Below are 23,432 nucleotides of genomic sequence, written 5' to 3'. Positions count from 1 at the left end.
GTGAATATTGAAACACAACTTCGCCGCCGCCCGGCGGTGAATGACAGTCACCTTCCACAACAGATTCATCCATTACTGCGTCGCTTATATGCCATTCGTGGTATCCAGCAAGCTAATGAATTGGAGCGTGGTGTTCAAGGGTTATTGAATTATCAGCATCTGAATGGCGTGGAACAGGCGGTGGCACTCTTGTTGACTGCACTTCATGAACACTGGCGTATCGTTATTGTCGGTGATTTTGATGCTGATGGGGCCACTAGCACGGCATTGGCGATCCGATCATTACGCTCGATGGGATATCGGCATCTGGATTATCTGGTACCAAATCGTTTTGACGATGGTTATGGTTTAAGTTCACAGGTGGTAGAAGAGGTCGTCAAAAAAGGCGCTGACCTGATTATTACCGTGGATAATGGTATCTCTTCCCATGAAGGGGTTGCGGCTGCCCATCAGCACCGTATGAAAGTGATTGTCACAGATCATCACTTGCCGGGTGACATTTTACCGGCGGCTGATGCCATTATTAATCCTAATCTTGCCGATTGTTCGTTCCCGTCTAAATCATTGGCCGGGGTGGGTGTCACATTTTATCTGATGTCTGCCTTAAGGGCGGCGCTGAGGAAAGATCAGTGGTTTGAAAAGCAAGGAGTCGCGTTGCCGAATCTGGCCGAAATGTTGGATTTGGTTGCGCTAGGAACCGTTGCCGATGTTGTACCTTTAGATACCAATAACCGGATTCTGGTTTATCAGGGTTTGAACCGGATTCGTGCAGGACGTTGTTGTGCGGGGATACGTGCATTATTGGAAGTTTCCAAACGTGATGCTTATAAGCTGACAGCCAGCGATTTGGGTTTTTTTCTGGGGCCAAGACTGAATGCCGCTGGTCGCCTTGATGATATGTCCATTGGCGTCACTTTATTGCTAACTGACGACATAGCAAAGGCGCGTCAGATAGCTTGTGAATTGGACAGTCTTAACCAGACTCGGCGTGAAATAGAGCAGGGAATGCAGCAGGAAGCACTGCAAATCTGTGACAAACTTGAACGTACCAGCACTGAACTGCCTTATGGGCTAGCGCTCTATCATCCAGAATGGCATCAAGGGGTAGTCGGAATTTTGGCTTCTCGAATTAAAGAGCGTTTTCATCGGCCTGTTATCGCTTTTGCACCGGCCGGTGACGGTATTTTGAAAGGTTCTGGTCGTTCAGTGCAGGGATTGCATATGCGTGATGCGCTTGAGCGGCTTGATACTTTGCATCCGGGGTTGATACTTAAATTTGGTGGTCATGCAATGGCGGCCGGTTTGTCACTTGAACAGGATAAATTCGAACAATTTCAGTATCACTTTTCTACGCTAATGGCGGATTGGCTAGATATTTCGCAACTTGAAGGTGTTATCTGGAGTGATGGTGAATTAGCGATTAATGAACTGTCATTGGACATTGCAGAAATGTTGCGTGATGGCGGTCCTTGGGGTCAGGCATTCCCGGAACCAATTTTTGACGGTAAATTCAAACTACTGCAACAGCGTATTGTTGGAGAGCGCCATTTAAAAGTGATAGTAGAGCCATTAAACGGTGGGCCGATGCTGGATGGTATTGCGTTCAATATCGATCCTACCCGCTGGCCCGATAACAGTGTCCGCGAAGTAGAACTTGCCTATAAACTGGATGTTAATGAATTTCGGGGCAACCGTAATGTACAGCTTTTGATCCAACATCTCTGGCCTTATTAACTGTTTGATCGGCAGGTAGTCAGTCATTGTCACGTACTCTCGTATGAATACGTGACAAATCTGTTGAAGTGCTATAAACCCTGTGCCGAATCCGTTACAATACGCGGTTCGAAAATTATCCATTTATCTACGACTACATAACGTAAGACACGAAAATATGTTTGAAATTAATCCGGTAAAAAACCACATTCAGGACCTGTCTGAGCGGACAACGGTTCTGAGGGGGTATCTTTGACTACGATGTCAAAAAAGAGCGTTTAGAAGAAGTTAATGCTGAATTAGAACAGCCTGATGTTTGGAATGAACCGGAGCGGGCACAGGCTTTGGGTAAAGAACGCTCCTCATTAGAAGAGATTGTCGAAACAATTGATCAGCTTGAGCAGGGACTGGAAGATGTACAAGGTTTACTGGAACTGGCAGTAGAAGCTGACGATGAAGAGACTTTTAATGAAGCTGTGGTAGAGCTGGAACAGCTTGAAGAAAAATTGGGTCAGTTAGAGTTTCGCCGCATGTTTTCTGGTGAGTACGACGGTGCTGACTGTTATCTTGATTTGCAGGCAGGCTCTGGTGGCACTGAGGCTCAAGATTGGGCAAGTATGCTGATGCGTATGTATCTGCGTTGGGCTGAATCCAAAGGCTTTAAAACGGAAATCATTGAAGAATCAGATGGTGAAGTTGCTGGCTTGAAATCCGCGACCATTAAGATTATGGGCGATTATGCTTATGGTTGGTTGCGTACGGAAACCGGTGTTCACCGTTTGGTACGTAAAAGCCCATTTGATTCTGGTGGTCGTCGCCATACTTCATTCAGTTCTGCTTTCATCTATCCCGAAGTGGATGATGATATTGATATTGAAATTAATCCGGCAGACTTACGTATTGATGTTTATCGCGCGTCTGGTGCGGGTGGTCAGCACGTTAACAAAACAGAATCTGCGGTGCGTATTACCCATATTCCAACCAACATTGTGACTCAGTGTCAGAATGATCGTTCTCAGCATAAAAACAAAGACCAGGCGATGAAACAGCTAAAAGCGAAGCTGTATGAACTGGAAATGCAGAAAAAGAACGCCAATAAACAGGAAATGGAAGAGAATAAATCCGATATTGGTTGGGGTAGTCAAATTCGCTCTTATGTTCTGGATGATTCACGCATCAAAGACTTGCGCACCGGCGTTGAAACTCGCAATACACAATCGGTGCTGGATGGTGATCTCGATAAATTCATTGAAGCAAGCCTGAAAGCTGGCTTATGAGGAACTAAAATGTCGCAACAACAACAGGGTGCGGAACAGGCTCCCGATTTAAATAATGAGCTGCAAACTCGCCGTGAAAAACTGGTAGCTTTACGGGAGAGTGGAATTGCATTCCCGAATGATTTTCGTCGTGAAAATATTTCAGAAGATTTGCATGCGAAATACGACGGCAAAACTCAGGAAGAGCTGGAAGCACTGAATATTGAAGTGACGGTTGGCGGTCGTATGATGACACGTCGCATTATGGGTAAGGCTTCTTTCGTGACGCTACAGGATATGGGCGGTCGTATTCAGTTATATGTTGCCCGTGACGATCTGCCGGAAGGTATTTATAACGAACAGTTTAAAAAATGGGATCTGGGAGACATTCTGGGGGCTCGTGGCAAACTGTTTAAAACCAAAACCGGTGAACTTTCCATTCACTGCACTGAATTGCGTCTGTTGACAAAAGCGCTGCGTCCATTGCCGGATAAATTCCACGGCTTGGCTGATCAGGAAACTCGCTATCGCCAGCGTTATTTGGATCTAATCGCGAATGAAGAATCGCGCAAAACTTTCCAAATTCGCTCTCAAGTCTTGTTGGCCCTACGTAGCTTTATGGTCAGTAAAGGCTTTATGGAAGTAGAAACACCCATGATGCAGGTAATCCCTGGTGGTGCGGCGGCTCGTCCGTTTATTACTCACCATAATGCGTTGGATATTGATATGTATCTGCGTATTGCACCGGAACTTTACCTGAAACGTCTGGTTGTTGGTGGTTTTGAACGTGTATTTGAAATTAACCGCAACTTCCGTAACGAAGGCGTATCTCCGCGCCATAACCCTGAGTTCACCATGATGGAACTCTACATGGCCTATGCGGATTACAAAGATCTGATTACCCTGACGGAAGAGCTGTTCCGTACGTTGACGCAGAATATTTTGGGGAATACCCTGGTTAAATATGGCGAGCAGGAATTCGATTTTGGTAAACCGTTTATCCAAATGACCATGAAAGAGGCCATTTGCAAATATCGTCCTGAAACCAACATAGCTGATTTGGATGATATGGATAAGGCGGTGGCTATCGCTGAATCTCTTGGTATTGAAGTGGAAAAAGGTTGGGGCCTTGGTCGTGTTCAGTGTGAAATCTTTGAAGAAACGGCGGAAAGCCACCTGATTCAACCGACATTTATCATTGAATATCCGGCAGAAGTTTCTCCGCTAGCGCGTCGTAATGATGCAAATCCGTTTATCACCGACCGTTTTGAATTCTTTATTGGTGGACGTGAGATTGGTAATGGCTTCTCGGAATTGAATGATGCCGAAGATCAGGCTGAACGTTTTGCTGAGCAGGTTCGCCAGAAAGACGAAGGCGATGACGAAGCCATGTTCTACGATGAAGATTATGTAACGGCTTTGGAACACGGTATGCCGCCAACAGCGGGTTTGGGCATTGGTATTGACCGTATGATAATGTTGCTGACAGATAGCCATACTATCCGTGATGTCATTTTGTTCCCGGCAATGCGCCCGCAGAAATAACAGTTTGAATGAAATTTCAAATTCCAACTCCTCTATAGCATAGCTGTCAGGGGAGTTTTTATTTTCAACTGCCTGAAATATAGACAACTTAAACAGATAATGGCTTGCTGATGCCAACGAAGTCGCTATAATAATTTATGTTATCCTTAAGCGAGCGTAGTTCAATGGCAGAACGAGAGCTTCCCAAGCGTGCGACCTGAGAGTCGTGGAGGTAGCTAGCCTCTTCGCCACGATATAGAGTGAAGAAAATAGCATTCTAGACCAAGTGAAATCAGACCTCGTGTCGGTTTCGCATCCATGATGCAAGCCGGGTAAATGATTGTTCAGCAGATGCAAGTCTGTAGCGAACCGGATGTCCGATCATCCGTCATCTAGGAGCGGTGCGTGGCGGGTAACTGCCGGGTGCTAAGCGCTCTGACAATGTAATCACCCTCATGGGTCTATTATACCCCGTAAGGGTTATAATAGGATCTTGCTTCCGTGAGCAAGTGAGATGCTAGATGAAGTTGCAAGGTTAACGTAAGTGAATCATCGTTGAAGCGTCGTCAAGCTCAATGGGCTTATACGGACAAGTGGCTCATCCCCTTAATTGGGGAGTTGGTTTGGTTAGAGTACTGCTTGGTTGCTCTACATCGGCAGAATAACCACCGGCGTTAAGATGGAACCCTAACAACTTGTGTCATTTACCCGGAACAGGGTAAGACCCATATCATGTCTCATCGAGACTAGCGAACCGTAAGGGGCTGCGAAGTGGTAGGGGTTAAAGGATGATGGAAAAAGCGAATGCCATGCTGTAATGGTATGGATAGGGGATGCAAAGATCGCCCCAACCCGAAAGGGTGCTGACTTCTATCAGGTAGTCTGTTGCTAAACAGATTTTTTTGCAGTCCAACTGAAAATTCCAGAGGGGCGTAAACAATAACCCATCCGGGTCTAGCGTTCACGCCACATGGTTTCTCATGAGCGGGTGTAGCTCAATGGTAGAGCAGAGGCTTCCCAAGCCTACGACGGGGGTTCGATTCCCCTCACCCGCTCCACTTCCTTAATAAGTGGAGGCAGATATGGACGCGAGCCATCGTGATATCGTCTCTCTCCAATGGTCTGAATGGCACTCAATTGAGTGGCGATCAGTGACCACTCGGGTTAGGAGACTGCAAGTCCGAATAGCAAAGGCAGCTAAAGAGTGTAACTGGCGACAAGTCAGGCAGCTCCAGCGCTTGCTCACGCGGTCCACAAGTGCGAAGGCATTAGCCATCAAACGCGTAACCGAAAACCGCGGACACAAAACACCGGGTATCGACGGTGCTTTGTGGGGTTCGCCAATGATCAAAAGGCTTGCGCTGAATAATCTTTCGCTGAAAGGTTACAGGGCCATGCCGCTACGTAGGATTCACATCCCAAAATCCAACGGGGGAAAACGCCCGCTAGGTATTCCGACAATGAAAGACAGGGCCATGCAGGCTTTATTTCTGCTGGCGTTGGAACCTATATCGGAAACATCGGGTGACGTTAACTCCTACGGTTTTCGCCCTCACAGATCCACACAGGATGCAATGATGCAGTGCTGTAATGCGCTGGCTCGTTCGCATTCCCCACAATGGATACTGGAAGGTGATATTAAAGGGTGTTTTGACAATATTAGTCATGAGTGGCTGCTAAAGAATGTTCCACTAGAACGAAACATTTTAAAACAGTGGCTTAAGGCTGGCTTTGTTGAGTTACGTAAACTATTTCCCACCGAGGCAGGAACGCCACAAGGGGGAATCATTTCACCTGTACTGGCAAATTTGGCTCTGGATGGCATGGAAGGAATGCTCAAAGCGCATTTTCCAAGACGTCGAAAGGTCAATTTCGTCAGATATGCCGATGACTTCATTGTCACCGCCACTGACCCAGAAACTTTGGAAATAGCTAAGCGGCTTATCAGGGACTTTCTGGCAGAGCGTGGTTTGGAGCTGTCGGAACAGAAAACCAAAATCACTCACATCAGTGATGGGTTTGATTTTCTTGGTTGGACGTTCCGCAAATTCAAAAACAAGTGGCAAATGATACCATCACAGAAAAACCAGAAACGGTTCTACGCCAGAATCAGAGAAGTAGTCATGGCACACCGGGGATCTTCCCAGGAATCACTGATTATTGAGCTGATACCGATCCTCAAGGGTTGGGGAATGTACCACAAGCACGTGGGTGCAACGCGGACATTCGCCAAACTGGATCATAAAATCTGGCAATTACTCTGGAGGTGGGCTAAGAGAAGGCATCCAAATAAAGGGCGTCGATGGTTAAAAAGCCGATACTGGCGGAAAATCGGCAAACGGGATTGGGTGTTCTCTATCGGTGAGTTGCAATTGTTCCAGCTCTCCCGGATTCGCTGCACAAAGTATGTGAAGATCCGATCAGAGGCAAACCCATATGATCCCGCCTTCGAGGAATATTTCGAGGGGCGGATTCAGAAGTGGATGATGGAACATGCCAAAGCCAAGATCAACCGGATTTGGCGCGCTCAACAGGGGAAATGTCCTATCTGCCACGAACCTATCACTCCAAAGACCAAATGGGATATTCACCACAAAGTCTGGAAGAGTCTAGGAGGCGGCGAAGAGGAAAATAATCTGATTCTCTTACATGGCAACTGTCATCGACAAGTTCATGTAAGAGGTTGCACTCAATGGCCACCGGTCTGGTTGAAAAACCAGATTTAATGGCTGCTTGAGCCGGATGCAGGGAAACTTGCACGTCCGGTTCTTAGGGGGGAAGACAGCCGTGAGGCTGTCTTCCTACCCGACTCTATACGAGGGTTCGATTCCCTTCGCTCGCTCCAGTTCTGTATTCTTTCTAGAAAATGCTGTCGCATTGAAAATATACCTTTTGATATGATGTAAATTAAATCAAAAGAATTTACGAATGATAATCAATATAAGTTAATAATTAACTCATTATCTAATATGAAAAGAATCCCGTTATTAAATCAACCCCGAATCAGCTAGGCGTGATGTATTTTGAATGCGAATACATCACCATAGAAAGCATTCTATGGTAAATGAATAATTAATAGAGACAGACTATTTACCATGAAAGAAAAACATTGGTCAAAAATTCAATTCCTACATGAAGCTGTAACTAATCAGAGTATTGTCATCAAAGGAACCCATAGCTATTATAGCGATTGCTGGAGTGGCGGTTTTGAAGAATCTGTCGTTCGCTATTTATACGGTGATAAAATCAGTCTTCAATGGGAGTCTAAGTGGCCAATTGATAAATTGTATATTGGCGATTATGTTTGCATAGGTGCTGAAACTATCATTCTTATGGGTGGAAATAATACGCACAGAGCGGATTGGTTCTGTTTATATCCATTCATGGAATACATCGAAGAGGCATACGTAGGCAAAGGTGACACGCATATTCATGATGGCGTATGGCTTGGTATGCGTTCAATGATTATGCCTGGCGTTACTATTGGTGAAGGCGCTATCGTTGCTGCTAATAGCGTTGTTACTAAAGATGTTGAGCCATATAGTATTGTTGCTGGAACGCCTGCTAAATTAGTTCAATATCGCTTTGCGCCGCACATTATCAATGAGCTACTTGCGTTAAAAATATATGATTGGTCAGAAGAGAAATTTAATGCTTTAAAACCCTATCTCTGTGCTTCGGATATTAAGGCATTAAAATCTGCTGTAAGATCATATTAAGAAAAACAGTTAATTAATTCCGTAAAATAATTAATTAGGCTTGATTCGATTAATTAAGTATATTTTTTAAAAATGTTCTATTGCTGAATTATTTAACCGAAGTCCATTAATTGTTAGCTTAAATACCGTTTCGGCATTCAAGCCGCAAACGGTATTTATTTAATATTACTTCAATATAAAAGAAAATATGCTACTATCCTCTTATGAAAAGAAAAAATACACCGACGCCACATGATGCTATTTTTAAAAAGTTTTTAAGTCATATTGATACTGCCAGAGATTTTCTAGAGATACACTTACCTGCCACATTACGGGCAGTTTGTGATCTTGATACACTGCGACTGGAATCGGGGTCATTTATTGAGGACAATCTGCGGGTACATTATTCCGATATCTTGTATTCACTAAAAACTACGCAGGGTGAGGGCTATGTGTATTGCGTGATTGAACATCAGAGTTCCCCGGATAAGATGATGGCATTCCGGCTGATGCGTTACAGTATTTCAGCCATGCAATGGCATCTGGAGCAGGGACATAAAAAATTGCCGCTGGTCATTCCAGTGTTGTTTTATCACGGAAAAATACGGCCGTATCCGTGGAGCACCAACTGGCTCGACTGCTTTGATGCTTCGGCTCTGGCGGAAGAGATCTATTCCAGCGCGTTTCCGCTGGTAGATGTGACGGTAATCCCGGATGATGAAATCCTGACGCACAAACGAGTTGCACTACTGGAAATAGTACAAAAACATATCCGGCAACGTGATATGGCGGAGTTACAGCAAGAGCTGACCATGTTGTTTGCGTATGATTATTATACATATGAGCTGCTAAAAAGCATGCTAAACTACATATTACTGGTGGGAGATACCGCCGATCCAGAAGGTTTTATCCGGCAACTGGCAGAACAGTTCCCGAAGTATGAGGAGGTACTGATGACAATAGCGCAGAAATTGAAACATAAAGGACACCAAGAAGGATTACAGAAAGGTGAAAAACGGGCGAGTCTGAAAATCGCGCGTGCATTGATGGATAATGGTATCGATCATGAAACGATAATGAAAAGTACAGGGTTGAGCCAGAAAGAACTTGAACAAATACATCACTGATTCGTGCTGAGAGCCGTAATCGGTATTTAAAGATTCGTGTTAGAAGAGGGGCTTGTCCAGCGAGTAACGGGACCGTCCCCTAGAAATATGAGGAGGTAATTGATGACAATAGCTCAAAAACTGGAGCAGAAAGCGTTCCAAGAAGGATTTCAGGAAGCATATCAAGAGGCATACCAAGAAGGATTACAGAAAGGTAAAAAACAGGAGATTCTGGAAATCGCCTGTAGAATGATGAACAATGGTATTGATCATGAAATAATAATGAAAACTACTGGATTGAGCCAGAACGAACTTGAGCAAATACATCACTGATTCGTGCTGAGAGCTTTAATCGGTATTTAAAAATTTGTGTTAGAAGAGGGGCTTATCCGGCGAATAGCTGAACCGTCCCCTAGAAATATGAGGAGATACTGATGACATATGAAGAACTACTGATGACAATAGAACAAAAACTGGAACAGAAAGAATTCCAACAAGAATTTCGAGATGGATTACATATAGGGAGGAAACTGGCGATTGTGACAATCGCGCATGCAATGATAGACATTGGTATTAACCTTGAAACAATAATTAAAATCATCGTGCTGAGCCAGAATAAGCTTGAACAAATAGCCGATTGACTTATACCGATACTTTAATCGGCATGAAAGTTCGTGTAAATAAGTGGGCAAAACTTTACATATAAGCGGTATATTATTTGGATAAGTTTGAAATCATACTTTTTCTGTCGGGTATTAAGCTTTTTAATTGAAATAGTATTTTAATAATTAAATAATATTCCTCAAATAGAATATTCGAAACATCGTGATCCGATAAATTTTCTCTTGGAAGCGGCAACCGGATTGGTTGCCTATACCTTTTAATCTAAAAAATAAATCTGAATCTATGTACCTCTGAGTTAGACGTTCTTAGAATAGGAAATATTTTCGTTATTGGTAAATGATCGAATGTTGAAACAGGTTGAATTAAGCCATCATACGAAAATAGATTCAGTAGATATCTAATATTCTTTTGGCGCTTTTAATTAAGATTTCTTTGTAATCAGGCGTCTGTTTTTCCACATTGGAAAATATAGCTTGAAGCGTGGCATGAGTTATTTCTTTGTCGGTGAATTCTGGCATGCCGCTATTGAACGGGGGTTCCGGGCTATATTGCATTGCTAATTGGACTGCTTGGGCATATTCTTCACCTTTGATTTCAGCAAGCAATGTTAAACCGAAATCAATACCTGCGGTGACTCCACCTCCAGTAACCCGGTTTCTATCGATAATGACTCTTTTATTAACCGGTATTGCATCGAATTTGTTGAGATCGTCTATCATCGACCAATGAGTCGCCGCCTGATACCCTTTTAGCAAGCCTGCGGCCCCTAACAGGATAGATCCTGTACACACGCTGGTGACCCAAGATGCTTTACTTCCCACTTTATGTATCCAATCAAGCATGTCTAATTCGGCAAGCAAAGCATAAGGATTTCCTGTACCGGGAATACATAGGATGTCAACTTTATCTAACTGCTCAAATGTCATGCTCGGTGAAAATGATATATGTGCCAGCTCAGTACGCACCGGAAGTAAATCGCGCCAGACATATTCAATATTTAACCATCCTCCCACTCCAAGAACTGTCGCGGGACCAATCATATCAAGTGGTGTCATGCCTGGGAAAATGACAAAAGCAAGAGTGGATTTTTCTCCAGATGATGCATTCATTAACGAAGATAATGCCGCAGGATATTCCTTAGATGTGTTTTTCATGGAGAAGTTTTCCTTATTGAGATTGAGAAGTGAATTGAAATTCATATGCCGCTATTTTTAGCGATCGCTGAACATCTGTATTCCCGGTAGTAAATTGATATACCCGTCATCTTTCAAGTTGCCTCTTTGTTGGCTGCACTCGCTCACCCCGGTCACATAGTTTGCTATGCTCCCGGGGATTCACTCCTTTGCCGTCGCGATGCATCTTGAAATCCATAGGGTATAGAATAACTGTAACCGTTAACTAATTGGCGTATATGCCAATATTGCGACGATTTACGCCAAGTGCCATAATTGCCTTATGAACATTAAAACTCTCTATTTTCTGATCTTCCCCAATGTCAATTTGCTGGACCTTTCAGGGCCATTGCAGGTCTTTACCACAGCTAATGAGCTAGCAGAGAAGTTTGGTCACAGACGGCCCTACGCTATAAAAGTTGTGGCTTGTGATCCCGGACAGGTAATGACGCAGGCTGGAATAACTGTGCAGGCAGAACCTCTACCTAAGTTGGATTCTCCCGCCGATACTCTGATTGTTGCAGGGGGCATTGGCGTTGAGTCAGCGGCGAACCATCCGCCATTGCGTAATTGGTTAAAGGGACATGCGTCGCTGGCTAGGCGTATTGTGTCTGTATGCAGTGGGGCATTCATTCTGGCTGCTTGCGGGTTGCTTGATGGCCGCAGAGTCGTTACACACTGGAGTAGCTGTGCCGAACTGGCCCGGCGTTACAGTAAATTGCGGGTAGAATGTGATCCTATCTTTATTCAGGATGGTCCGGTGTGGACTTCTGCTGGTGTCACCGCCGGAATCGACTTGGCTCTGGCATTGCTGGAGGAAGATTTCGGTCATAAACTGGCGCTGGATGTTGCGCGGGATCTCGTTATGTTTCTCAAACGTCCCGGTGGACAGGAACAGTTTAGTGCTCCACTGGCATTGCAAAGCAGTACGAGTAAATTTGCAGATTTGCACGCTTGGATGACTAACAATTTGGCGGGGGATCTTTCAGTGGCAGCTTTGGCCGCTCGTGCCAATATGAGTGAGCGTAGCTTCGTGCGCCACTACAGCCAACATGCAGGAATTACGCCAGCCAAAGCGGTGGAGAGATTCCGCCTGGAAGCAGCGCGTCATCTTTTGGTTGAATCTACTCTGTCGCTCAAGTGCATAGCCTCCCGTTGCGGTTTTGGCTGTGAAGATACTTTACGCCGCAGTTTCTTTCGGATGTTCGGTAGCACTCCACAGGACTACCGTAAGCACTTCAAGGCGACATTTTAGCTATTTATTCCCTTTATTCTCTTTTTCTGCCATCTCTTTCTTCAATCGTCGCCATAACGTAGTACGGCTAATCCCCAGATATTCTGCGGTTGCATGGTGATTACCGGAAAACCGTTTCAAGGTTTCATGAACTGAAAGCGGTACAACAAGTGAAGATTGTTGGATTGAAGGAGGGGAAGACTTCGTACTTTGTTCTGCCTGCTTGAGTATAGATTGGCGTTCCGGTGAAAGCGCCAATATCAATTCTGGTGTTAAGATATGCTCTGGATGAGCACTGAGGTATAACGTGAGCCGTTCCATAAGATTACGTAGTTCCCGGACATTGCCGGGCCAATGATAGGCTTGCAATGCCTCCTGACAGGCAGCAAGCTCCTGCACTCTTGATTGTGATACCGGCAAATTTAATACAGCAAATGCTCGTCGCAGATATTCCAGCGCCAATATACCAATATCGTGACCTCTTTCCTTGAGGGCCGGAATGTTGATCCGCAATACACTCAGGCGATAGAACAGATCTGTTCGGAAACGCCCTTCTTGAACCCAGGTATCCAGATCGCAATGTGTGGCGCAGATGATCCGAACATCAACGGCAATGGGGCGGTGTCCTCCTACTCTGACAACGGATTTTTCTTCCAGTACCCGCAATAGCCGTGTTTGAAGGGGCAGTGGCATTTCACCAATTTCATCCAAAAATAGCGTGCCTCGATGTGCAACTTCAAAAAGACCCGCACGCCCTCCGCGTCGTGAACCGGTGAAAGCCCCTTCCTCATAACCAAACAATTCAGCTTCCAGTAGAGATTCAGCGATAGCGCCACAGTTAACGGCAACAAACGGCCGTTGATGTTTACCTGCAACCTGACCATACCGCAGGGCATATTCATGGTGAATGGCTTGTGCTACTAGCTCCTTTCCTGTGCCACTTTCCCCCTGTATCAGCACTGTGGCAGGCGAACGGGCATATAGCATAATAGTGTTGCGCACATGTTCCATCACCGCTGAATCTCCCCGGATATCATTGAGAGTGTGGCGGGTACGCAAGGTATTCTCGGTTGGGTAGGCAGAAATTGAAGCTTGGCTGAGCGTGGTCATTCTGGCGATATCCAGTGCATCATGGAATGCCTGGCGAATAGAATCAGCAGAGTAGATAAAAACACCTACCAATTCAGCTTCATAGGCGAGATCGGTAATTAGCCCGGCGCCGACAATCACTTTAATGCCAATGGCTTTTAGTGCATTGACTTGGGCCCGTGCATCTTCTTCCGTTACGTAACTGCGTTGTTCAATACGCAGGTTGAACCGTTGTTGAAATTCTTCTAGCGCAGGTAATGTATTCTGATAGGTGATAACACCAATGCGTGAACTGATTTGTCGTGCGCGGGCCAATGCTTGCATAAAATCAAATCCACTGGCTTTGGCAATAATAACGGGCACTGACAAACGACTTTTAAGATAAGCTCCGTTGGAACCGGCACACAGCACCGCATCACAACATTCAGTTGTTAACCGTTGACGAATATGCTGAACCGCATTTTCAAACCCAAGTTGGATAGGCGTGATATTGGCCTGATGATCGAACTCTGGTGTGATATCACGGAAGAGATCAAAAAGACGGGAAACAGAGACTGTCCAAATGACCGGTTTATCACGGTTATCATGTTCTGCTGATGGTGTTTCTGCCATGCTATTCCTCTATCTGTACGCTGTTTCCGTTGTTCTTAGCTGAACCTTATTCGCTTTTCCCACCACAATAATTCAATGTTTCGCAATTGTTTCATTCATGTTTCATGAAACGTAATTGATTCATTATGGAACAGATGAGTTTTTCTATCAAGGGTACTTTTCTACAAGCTAATAAATATTTTTAGCGCTATTTTTTGATGTAAAAACAAAATATTAACTTTTTTATTGTGTTTGTAATTTAAAATTATCCGCTATTTTTTCTTTGTTGGCGCGAATTTTGCTAAATAACAAATGTGTTTCATTATAATAACAATGAGGTCTTATATGACTCTTTCCTCGGCCGGTTTGGCGTTTCGTCAGGCTATAGAAGCTGAATCTCCGCTACAGGTTGTCGGGACCATTAATGCGAATCATGCGTTGCTGGCAAAACGGGCGGGCTATAAAGCTATCTATCTTTCTGGCGGCGGTGTATCGGCGGGTTCGTTGGGTATGCCTGATCTGGGAATTTCAACGCTGGATGATGTGTTAACAGATATCCGTCGTATTACAGACGTATGCGATTTGCCATTGTTGGTGGATGCGGATATCGGTTTTGGTTCTTCTGCCTTTAATGTGGCCCGCACTGTGCGTTCCATGATTAAAGCGGGGGCAGCGGGGCTGCATATTGAAGATCAGGTCGGTGCGAAGCGCTGCGGTCATCGTCCGAATAAAGAGATTGTATCCAAAAAGGAAATGGTTGATCGCATTAAGGCTGCTGTCGATGCCCGTACTGATAAAAATTTCGTCATTATGGCTCGCACTGATGCTTTGGCTGTTGAAGGATTAGCAGCGGCTCTTGATCGGGCAAAAGCCTATATCGAAGCCGGGGCGGACATGCTGTTTCCTGAGGCGATCACCGAATTACCTATGTATAAAGCATTTGCGTCAACAACCGGGGTTCCTGTATTAGCCAATATAACTGAATTTGGTGCGACTCCACTTTTCACGACTGAAGAGTTGAAAAGTGTGGATGTCTCTATTGCGCTTTATCCACTTTCTGCTTTCCGTGCGATGAATAAGGCAGCCGAGCAGGTTTACACCACACTTCGCCGCGAAGGGACACAGAAGAGTGTGATCAACATGATGCAGACTCGCAACGAGTTATACGAAAGCATCAACTACTACGATTTTGAACAAAAACTGGATCTGCTTTTCTCCCAGAAAAAATCTCAATGACGGACATCCCCACCTAATTTCGTCGTTTTATATGGCATAAAAACCGTAGAGGTGATACCCATGAGCGAACAGAACACGATGACTGAGTTAACCACTTTCAAGCCTAAAAAATCAGTAGCCCTTTCTGGCGTCAGTGCGGGTAACACGGCACTTTGTACAGTTGGAAAAACCGGTAATGATCTGCACTACCGTGGTTACGATATTCTTGATCTTGCAACCCAGTGTGAATTCGAAGAAGTTGCATACCTACTGATCCACGAAAAATTGCCTTCCCGTGCTGAATTGGCTGCCTATAAAGCGAAATTAACCGCACTGCGAGGTCTGCCGGGTAGCGTAAAGGCAGCACTGGAAACATTACCCGCAGCCGCCCATCCGATGGATGTTATGCGTACCGGCGTCTCGGTTCTTGGTTGTACATTGCCTGAGAAAGACGATCACAACCTCGCCGGAGCGCGTGATATTGCTGACAGATTACTGGCTTCTCTCAGCTCCATGTTGCTCTATTGGTATCACTATAGCCACAATGGACGCCGTATTGGGGTGGAAACTGATGATGTGTCGATAGGCGGGCATTTTCTGCACCTCCTGCATGGTAAAAACCCCAGTGAGTCGTGGGAAAAGACCATGCATACCTCCCTAATCCTTTATGCTGAACACGAATTTAATGCCTCAACATTTACCAGCCGGGTGATTGCAGGAACGGGTACGGATATTTACTCCGCCATCATCGGGGCGATTGGTGCTCTGAGAGGGCCAAAACACGGTGGAGCAAACGAAGTCTCTTTTGAAATTCAACAGCGCTATGAAAATCCTGATGAAGCAGAGAGTGATATTTTGGCGCGCTTGGCGAGAAAAGAGGTCATTATCGGCTTTGGTCACCCGGTTTACACCATTTCTGATCCCCGTCACAAAGTGATTAAAGATGTGGCTCTGCAACTTTCTAAACAGGCAGGAACCACCAAAATGTTTGATATTGCGGATCGACTAGAAGCGGTGATGTGGGCCAATAAAAAAATGTTCCCGAATCTTGATTGGTTCTCAGCGGTTTCCTATCACATGATGGGCGTGCCAACGGCGATGTTTACGCCGTTGTTTGTAATTGCCCGCACCGCGGGGTGGGCTGCTCACATTATTGAACAGCGTATTGATAACAAAATTATTCGTCCAGCAGCCAACTATACCGGGCCAGAAAATCGAGTATTTACGCCAATAGATAAACGTGGGTAACGCTATTTTTGATGCAGAGATCCCGGCGTGGGTGTTTTTTAAACAAGGAATTATTATGTCTACCTCTGTTGCAAGCAATCATCCTGAATATGATCAGGTCATTGCGGATATTGTGGATTATGTTATGGAATACGCCATCACATCATCCGTCGCCTATGAAACGGCTTATTACTGTTTTCTGGATACGTTGGGTTGTGGGTTAGAGGCACTGGAATACCCGGCCTGTAAGAAACTACTAGGGCCGATTGTGCCGGGGACAGTGGTGCCCAATGGCGTGCGGGTGCCGGGAACCCAGTTTCAACTCGATCCGGTACAGGCGGCATTTAACATTGGTACGATGATCCGGTGGCTAGATTTCAATGACACATGGCTTGCCGCTGAATGGGGGCATCCATCCGATAACCTCGGTGGCATCTTGGCAGTGGCTGACTGGCTATCAAGAAATGCCGTTGCTGGTGGAAAAAAGCCGCTCACGCTCAAAGATGTTTTGACGGGTATGGTTAAAGCGCATGAAATTCAGGGATGTCTTGCACTGGAGAATGCATTCAATAAAGTCGGTTTAGATCACGTCGTGCTGGTAAAAGTGGCTTCGACCGCTGTTGTTGCTGAAATGTTGGGGTTGAATCGGGAAGCGATCCTGAGTGCGGTATCATTGGCTTGGGTTGATGGTCAATCGCTGCGAACTTACCGTCATGCTCCCAATACCGGCTCACGTAAATCTTGGGCTGCCGGTGATGCAACATCCCGCGCGGTTCGCTTGGCCCTGATGGCGCAAAAGGGTGAAATGGGATATCCCTCGGTATTAACCGCAAAAACGTGGGGATTCTATGATGTCCTGTTCAATGGTCAGCCTTTTAAATTCCAGCGTGCCTATGGCGCTTATGTGATGGAAAACGTGCTGTTCAAGATCGCTTTCCCGGCAGAATTTCATGCGCAAACTGCGGTGGAAGCTGCAATGAGCCTGCATCAACAACTGAAAGACGCCGGTAAGACTATCAATGACATTACAAAAATCACTATTCGTACCCATGAAGCTTGTATACGGATTATCGATAAGCAAGGCCCGTTAAACAATCCTGCGGACAGAGACCACTGTATTCAGTACATGGTTGCGATTCCTTTGATCTTTGGTCGTCTTACTGCGGCGGATTATGAAGATAGCGTTGCGGCAGATCCCCGTATTGATGCCCTGCGGGAAAAAATAGTGTGTGTTGAAGATCTTGATTTTACCCATGATTATCATGATCCGGAAAAACGCTCTATTGCTAACGCATTAACTGTTACGTTTACAGATGGCAGCCAGCTTGATGAAGTTAAAGTTGAATTCCCCATCGGCCATGCTCGTCGCCGTAAGGAAGGCATTCCATTATTGCTGAAAAAATTTAGAACCAACCTGGCACGTCAGTTCCCTGAAACGCAACAGAGGAGAATCCTGTCTGTTTCCCTTGACCGTTCGTTGCTAGAAAACATGCCGGTAAACGAATACCTCGACTTATACGTTATCTGAATTTCCAATACTATCGGCGGCCGCTCTCCCAAAGTGCCGCTCTATCGTCTACGGCAGCACGAGGAGAGATTATGTCATTCAACGCTTTTTATCAGCAGTCCATTGATGATCCCAACGCTTTCTGGGCTGAGCAGGCGCAACGTATTTTCTGGCAACATCCTTTTGAGCAAGTGCTGGATTATAGCAATCCTCCTTTTGCTCGTTGGTTTTGCGGGGGAAAAACCAACCTATGTTATAACGCGTTGGATCGCTGGCTGGAAAGCCAGCCTGATGCTAAGGCGCTCATCACCATCTCAACAGAAACCAATAGTGAGAAAGTATTGACTTTCAAGGAATTACATCAAGAAGTGAATCGAGCGGCTGCCATGATGCTCTCTCTGGGCGTTAAAAAAGGCGACAGAGTTTTGGTTTATATGCCGATGATTGCCGAAGCGTTGTTTGTTTTGCTCGCTTGTGCCCGTATTGGTGCCGTTCACTCTGTGGTCTTTGGTGGCTTTGCTTCTCAGAGCCTTGCCACACGGTTGGATAATGCTGAACCGGTGTTGGTGGTGTCTGCTGATGGGGGAGCGCGTGGTGGAAAAATTATTCCTTACAAGCCATTGTTAGATGAAGCCATCGAACTGGCGAATCACAAACCCCGCCATGTATTGATGGTTAACCGTGGACTGGCAGAAATGGTCTGGGTGCCTGAAAGAGATATCGATTTCGCGACATTGCGGCAGGAGTACTTTGATGCTGACATTCCCGTAACCTGGCTTGAATCAAATGAAACCTCCTGTGTGCTCTACACATCCGGCACGACGGGTACCCCAAAGGGTGTACAGCGTGATGTTGGCGGTTATGCTGTCGCACTGGCAACATCTATGGATATCATTTTTGGTGGTAAAGCGGGTGAGGTATTTTTTAGCACATCAGATATTGGCTGGATCGTCGGGCATTCTTATATTGTCTATGCTCCTTTAATTGCAGGAATGGCGACGATTATGTATGAGGGGCTGCCGATACGGCCGGATGCGGGTATTTGGTGGAAAATAGTAGAAAAATATCAAGTAACGCGGATGTTTTCAGCACCGACAGCTATTCGTGTACTGAAAAAATATCCAATTGAATGTATTGGTAAATACGATATTTCATCACTTAAGACATTGTATTTAGCGGGAGAACCGCTAGATGAGCATACTGCTCGCTGGATTGCTGAGGCTATCAACGTCCCTGTTATCGATAATTACTGGCAGACTGAGACTGGTTGGCCAATTATGGCTATCGCCCGTACGCTGGATGACAGGCCGAGTCGATTTGGCAGTACTGGCTTCCCGATGTATGGCTTTCATGTCAAGCTCATCAATGAACTGACTAGCAAGGCGTGTGGTGATAACGAAAAAGGCATGCTCGTTATTGAAGGGCCTTTGCCCCCGGGTTGTATTCAAACTATCTATGGTGATGATACCCGTTTTATCAACACCTATTGGCGACACTTTGATCATGCTGTTTATTCCACATTTGATTGGGGTATTCGTGATAGTGACGGCTATTATTTTATTTTGGGGCGTTCGGATGATGTGATTAATGTGGCCGGGCATCGTCTGGGAACGCGGGAGATAGAAGAGTGTATTGCTAGCCATGAAGATGTTGCCGAAGTGGCTGTGATTGGCATTAAAGATGCTATCAAGGGGCAAGTCGCGGTTGCTTTTGCTGTCCTCAAAGATGGGAAGGAGATCCAGAATGCTGAGCATTTTGCTGCTTTGGAAAAGGTTTTGATGGGTTTGGTAAATAAACAAATTGGTAGCGTAGGCCGCCCGGCGCGGATCTATTTTGTCTCTCAGCTTCCCAAGACGCGTTCAGGAAAAATGCTACGTCGAACCATGCAGGCAATATGTGAAGGGCGTGAACCTGGCGATCTTTCTTTGATTGAAAATCCTACTGCACTGGAGATCATTCGAGAGGCTGTTTCAGTGAATAGCTTGTCATGATATTGCGGCACTTTTATTTTTCCTTGTTGATTTTCTAACGAGAAAAGTGAAATTTGAATATTTGAATGGTTTTGTTTGTTTAGCACAACTATAACGCTTGTTAATTAACTCCAAGAGTTTCTTTCTAATATATACCCTATGGATTTCAAGATGCATCGCGGCGGCAAAGGAGCGAATCCCCGGGAGCATAGCAAACTATGTGACCGGGGTGAGTGAGTGCAGCCAACAAAGAAGCAACTTGAAAGATGACGGGTATATTCGTTTTTTTGATTAGTGTTTGCTTTTATTAGTGTTTTGTTTGTGTTAATGTTCAGCCTATGTTAACGTTCCTTTGTACTTTAAATATAAACAATTATTTCAAGATGTATTTTACTTTTGATTTAACATAAGTTGGTTGGCTATTATCTGCCAACATATATCGAAGTGGAAAATTAAATAACACAATGTTAATTGACTGTAATTTGAACGCGGTTATAACCGTAGTGGATTTAAAAATGGTATTATGGAATAAAAAAATATTAGAAATATACCCTATGGATTTCAAGATGCATCGCGACGGCAAGGGAGCGAATCCCCGGGAGCATAGATAACTATGTGACTGGGGTGAGTGAGTGCAGCCAACAAAGAGGCAACTTGAAAGATGACGGGTATAAACTAAAGATTATAATAATAAAGTTACAACAGAAATAGCTTTTTTAGTTATTATATTATGATTGCTTCAATATAAACAGGTTGCTCCGACTTAAATCAATCTAGCTTTTATCTGGATTACTGTGGAGTTATTATGGAAATAGAAGAAATATTTAATAATTATGAGTCTGAAGCTCGTTCATATTGCCGTAGATTTCCCGTAATATTTAGAAAGGGTATAGGTTCTACCTTAATCGATATAGATGGTAAAAGTTACATTGACTTTTTATGTGGCGCTGGTGCGTTGAACTATGGACATAATAATACAATCATAAAACAACAAATTTTTAAGTATATTCAAGATGATGGTATTATTATGGGGCTTGATTTATACTCGGAAGCAAAAATGGAGTTTATATCGACATTTGTTGATAAGATTTTGAAACCGAGACAGCTTGAATATCGTTTACAATTTACCAGCCCTACGGGCACGAGCGTCATTGAATCTGCGGTAAAATTAGCAAGAAAGTATACAAGAAGAGAAAATGTTGTTTGTTTTACCAACGCCTTTCACGGAATGACCGGGGTGTCGCTCAGTTTAACCGGTAGTCAACATCACCGCCAACCTGGATTATATTCTCAAATTACGCGCTTACCATTTGATGGCTATATCGACGGAGAATTTGATTATATAGGGTATTTTAGAAAGTTACTGACTGATTCCAGTTCAGGGGTTGATCTTCCCGCTGCGGTAATTCTTGAGACTGTACAAGGAGAAGGCGGATTAAATGTTGCTTCTGTTGAATGGTTGAGGGCGTTGAGAAAACTCACCGAAGAGTTCAATATTCTATTAATCGTTGATGACATTCAATCTGGTTGTGGTCGTACCGGAACATTCTTTAGTTTTGAACGAGCAAATATTAAACCTGACCTAGTTTGTCTTTCCAAATCTATTGGCGGTATTGGGCTGCCTATGTCTTTACTGCTTATTTCTCCCGATATCGATGTGTGGAAACCGGCAGAAGACAACGGCACATTTCGAGGTAATAACTTAGCATTTGTTGCTTCAAAAGCGATGTTAAATGAATATTGGGGTGATAGCTCTTTTCAGAAGGTCATTCAGCATAAGGCTGAATTAATTCGAACTTACTTGAACTCTTTGGCTAAAGAGTATCATGAATTTGTACTGCGAGTTAAAGGGATTGGATTCATGCAAGGTATAGAAATGGTTGATTCCTCATTAACACAGTATTTGGTGAAGCATTGTTTTGAAAATGGTTTGATTGTGGAGTTGTGTGGCCCCAATGATGAAGTGTTGAAATTGATGCCTGCCTTGACCATTGACGAAAACACACTTGTAAAAGGACTGAATATTATAGAACAGGCTCTCGCCAGTTTAAAATCGAGGAATAGTAATAACTGCGAAAGTGAATTCCAAAGGTTATCGGTTAGCAGCCATTATTAGCTGGGAGTGTAGAATTATGAGCCGTGTAGTAGAACTTACTAAGTTTAATCAGCTTGAATTTCATCACACACTTGCTCGGGGATACGCAATTGTTTACCGAGGTTTATTGCAAGACTGGCCAGCGATAAGACAATGGAATTCTGAATACTTTCAAGATAAGTGTCCTCAAATTGACGTTGTGATCAAATTTTTTGATGCAAATGGCGTGCGTTCTGAGCAAGCTAAAATGTATCGTTATTTAGAAATTCTGAATGCATATAAAAAAGGGGAGATGGGGAGCGATATTCCCTATTGTCATGACATCCCTATCTTTTTACAAGCTCAGCAGTTACTTGATGACGTTAGTGATTTTCCGCTAACTATTTTGCCAAAGCTTTACCGAAATGAATGGTGGAAATTTGTTCAATTTTTTATGTCTCCAGCCGGCGCTATAACGCCACTGCATTTTGATACTTTAAGAACAAACAATCTATTTTTTCAGATAAAGGGAAGCAAAAGATTCTCTTTTATTCCTTGGGAAAAAAGAGATGCTTGTTCTCGTCGAGGGTGGCGCTGGTTTGAGTATAATCCTGAAATTCAGAATGTGGGTGAGATAAACAAATCCACAATTGAGGTGCATGAAGGCGATATATTAATCATGCCAGCGGGTATGCTTCATCATGTAAGAACGTTGACGGATAGTATTTCTTTTAATATCGATTTTCATACTCGAACTTCAGCCCTTGTAAGTTTTAAGAGCATTAAAGAAAAAATGCCACGTGAAAATCTGTATTACAATTGGCTAAGTTTATGTGGACTTTTGGGATTAATGAAGCGTGAAAGTTTTTTCGAAAATTACCGTCCGTATCTTAATTATATTTCTTAAAAAGTAAATAGGTTAATTATGAAAGTATCTTTGATTGATGTCGATAAAGACAACTATGAGGATGTAATGTCTCTTGAAGTTGAACCTGGACAAGAAGTTTTCGTCGCACCAAACTCAGAGTCAATTGTTGAATCACATTTTAATGAATATTGTAGAGCAAGAGTGATCTGCTATGACGAAGAGGTCGTTGGTTTTGCAATGTATGAACGTTGCGTTAATGAAGGCAAACCCAACGAATATAATCTGTATCGAATGATGATTGATAAGTCTTACCAAAACCAAGGTATTGGCGGCGCGGCGATGCAGTTATTGCTGGATGAAATGAAACAGCAGCCTGATTGTCACAGGATTACTGTCTGTTATGACGAAACTAGCGAACGTCATAAATCATTTTATCAACGTTTTGGCTTTATAGAAGTCGGTTATTATGATGAATATGAGGAAATGCTAGCTGAAATTATTGTGAGGAGATGATTTTAATGAGCTTGTAAATAATAAAAACTAAAAATGACATCTTTCAAAGGG

The 23,432-nt window shown here is 44.1% G+C and carries 17 protein-coding genes, 1 tRNA gene and 2 pseudogenes; 18 read left to right on the top strand and 2 right to left on the bottom strand.

What is annotated here, in order from left to right; all coding sequences use genetic code 11:
• The 10 genes and pseudogenes from recJ to SLS51_RS24645 all read left to right on the top strand — a co-directional run.
• Entirely contained in the window at positions 1-1,734 is a 1,734-nt protein-coding gene (gene recJ, locus SLS51_RS10250; protein WP_323837969.1) for a single-stranded-DNA-specific exonuclease RecJ, read from the top strand.
• 157 nt (positions 1,735-1,891) lie between these two features.
• Positions 1,892-2,990, top strand: a protein-coding gene (gene prfB, locus SLS51_RS10245) for a peptide chain release factor 2 (protein WP_323837967.1) whose coding sequence is annotated in 2 segments (ribosomal slippage) — positions 1,892-1,966 and positions 1,968-2,990 — 1,098 coding nt in all. Because the reading frame shifts where the segments join, the coding sequence is not laid out codon by codon here.
• 9 nt (positions 2,991-2,999) lie between these two features.
• Positions 3,000-4,514, top strand: a complete 1,515-nt coding sequence (gene lysS, locus SLS51_RS10240) for a lysine--tRNA ligase (RefSeq protein ID WP_323837965.1) — start codon at positions 3,000-3,002, stop codon at positions 4,512-4,514.
• Between the two features lie 963 nt (positions 4,515-5,477).
• Positions 5,478-5,551 (top strand) — tRNA-Gly (locus SLS51_RS10235).
• A gap of 24 nt (positions 5,552-5,575) precedes the next feature.
• Positions 5,576-7,219 carry a group II intron reverse transcriptase/maturase gene (gene ltrA, locus SLS51_RS10230; protein WP_323837963.1) on the top strand — a complete coding sequence of 548 codons (1,644 nt, stop codon included), beginning with the start codon at positions 5,576-5,578 and terminating at the stop codon, positions 7,217-7,219.
• A 369-nt stretch (positions 7,220-7,588) separates the two neighbouring features.
• On the top strand, positions 7,589-8,212 hold the full coding sequence (locus SLS51_RS10225; protein WP_323837961.1) for a CatB-related O-acetyltransferase: 624 nt from the start codon (positions 7,589-7,591) through the stop codon (positions 8,210-8,212).
• Positions 8,213-8,415: 203 nt separating this feature from the next.
• Complete coding sequence (locus SLS51_RS10220) at positions 8,416-9,318, top strand: Rpn family recombination-promoting nuclease/putative transposase (RefSeq protein WP_323837959.1); 903 nt, start codon at positions 8,416-8,418, stop codon at positions 9,316-9,318.
• Between the two features lie 83 nt (positions 9,319-9,401).
• A pseudogene (locus tag SLS51_RS10215) lies at positions 9,402-9,630 on the top strand (Rpn/YhgA-type helix-turn-helix domain-containing protein); the annotation flags it as partial.
• 101 nt (positions 9,631-9,731) lie between these two features.
• Positions 9,732-9,938 (top strand): RpnC/YadD family protein, encoded by a 207-nt coding sequence (locus SLS51_RS10210; protein WP_323837957.1) that lies wholly within the window; start codon positions 9,732-9,734, stop codon positions 9,936-9,938.
• A gap of 147 nt (positions 9,939-10,085) precedes the next feature.
• A pseudogene (locus tag SLS51_RS24645) lies at positions 10,086-10,181 on the top strand (IS982 family transposase); the annotation flags it as partial.
• 126 nt (positions 10,182-10,307) lie between these two features.
• On the opposite strand, the gene SLS51_RS10205 reads toward SLS51_RS24645, so the two are convergent.
• Positions 10,308-11,075 (bottom strand): DJ-1/PfpI family protein, encoded by a 768-nt coding sequence (locus SLS51_RS10205; protein WP_323837954.1) that lies wholly within the window; start codon positions 11,073-11,075, stop codon positions 10,308-10,310.
• A gap of 301 nt (positions 11,076-11,376) precedes the next feature.
• On the opposite strand from SLS51_RS10205, the gene SLS51_RS10200 reads away from it, so the two are divergent.
• Positions 11,377-12,348: a GlxA family transcriptional regulator gene (locus tag SLS51_RS10200; protein WP_323837952.1), complete on the top strand. Its 972-nt coding sequence runs from the start codon at positions 11,377-11,379 to the stop codon at positions 12,346-12,348.
• Here the strand turns inward: SLS51_RS10200 and prpR are convergent, their stop codons facing one another.
• The gene (prpR, locus tag SLS51_RS10195; protein ID WP_323837950.1) at positions 12,349-14,028 is read right to left on the bottom strand and encodes a propionate catabolism operon regulatory protein PrpR; all 1,680 of its coding nucleotides are present in this window, start codon (positions 14,026-14,028) and stop codon (positions 12,349-12,351) included. It lies immediately after the preceding gene.
• A 324-nt stretch (positions 14,029-14,352) separates the two neighbouring features.
• Here prpR and prpB point away from each other — a divergent pair, with 324 nt between their 5' ends.
• From prpB to SLS51_RS10160, 7 genes are all read left to right on the top strand, one after another.
• On the top strand, positions 14,353-15,243 hold the full coding sequence (gene prpB / locus SLS51_RS10190; protein ID WP_323837948.1) for a methylisocitrate lyase: 891 nt from the start codon (positions 14,353-14,355) through the stop codon (positions 15,241-15,243).
• A 60-nt stretch (positions 15,244-15,303) separates the two neighbouring features.
• Positions 15,304-16,470 (top strand): bifunctional 2-methylcitrate synthase/citrate synthase, encoded by a 1,167-nt coding sequence (prpC, locus tag SLS51_RS10185; protein WP_323837946.1) that lies wholly within the window; start codon positions 15,304-15,306, stop codon positions 16,468-16,470.
• Positions 16,471-16,525: 55 nt separating this feature from the next.
• Complete coding sequence (locus SLS51_RS10180; protein ID WP_323837944.1) at positions 16,526-17,977, top strand: bifunctional 2-methylcitrate dehydratase/aconitate hydratase; 1,452 nt, start codon at positions 16,526-16,528, stop codon at positions 17,975-17,977.
• Positions 17,953-19,947 (top strand): propionate--CoA ligase, encoded by a 1,995-nt coding sequence (locus SLS51_RS10175; protein ID WP_323838004.1) that lies wholly within the window; start codon positions 17,953-17,955, stop codon positions 19,945-19,947. The genes SLS51_RS10180 and SLS51_RS10175 overlap by 25 nt, the downstream gene beginning before the upstream one ends.
• Positions 19,948-20,731: 784 nt before the next feature.
• Positions 20,732-22,042: a diaminobutyrate--2-oxoglutarate transaminase gene (gene ectB, locus SLS51_RS10170; protein ID WP_323837942.1), complete on the top strand. Its 1,311-nt coding sequence runs from the start codon at positions 20,732-20,734 to the stop codon at positions 22,040-22,042.
• Between the two features lie 16 nt (positions 22,043-22,058).
• On the top strand, positions 22,059-22,907 hold the full coding sequence (locus SLS51_RS10165; RefSeq protein ID WP_323837940.1) for a cupin-like domain-containing protein: 849 nt from the start codon (positions 22,059-22,061) through the stop codon (positions 22,905-22,907).
• Positions 22,908-22,925: 18 nt separating this feature from the next.
• A complete protein-coding gene (locus SLS51_RS10160; protein WP_323837938.1) occupies positions 22,926-23,381 on the top strand; it encodes a GNAT family N-acetyltransferase in 456 nt (151 codons plus the stop codon).
• The last annotated feature ends 51 nt before the right edge of the window (positions 23,382-23,432 follow it).

It is taken from the genome of Photorhabdus africana, assembly GCF_035181445.1.
In the GTDB taxonomy this organism is placed as follows: domain Bacteria; phylum Pseudomonadota; class Gammaproteobacteria; order Enterobacterales; family Enterobacteriaceae; genus Photorhabdus; species Photorhabdus laumondii.
This window is presented reverse-complemented; position numbering and strand designations above follow the sequence as displayed.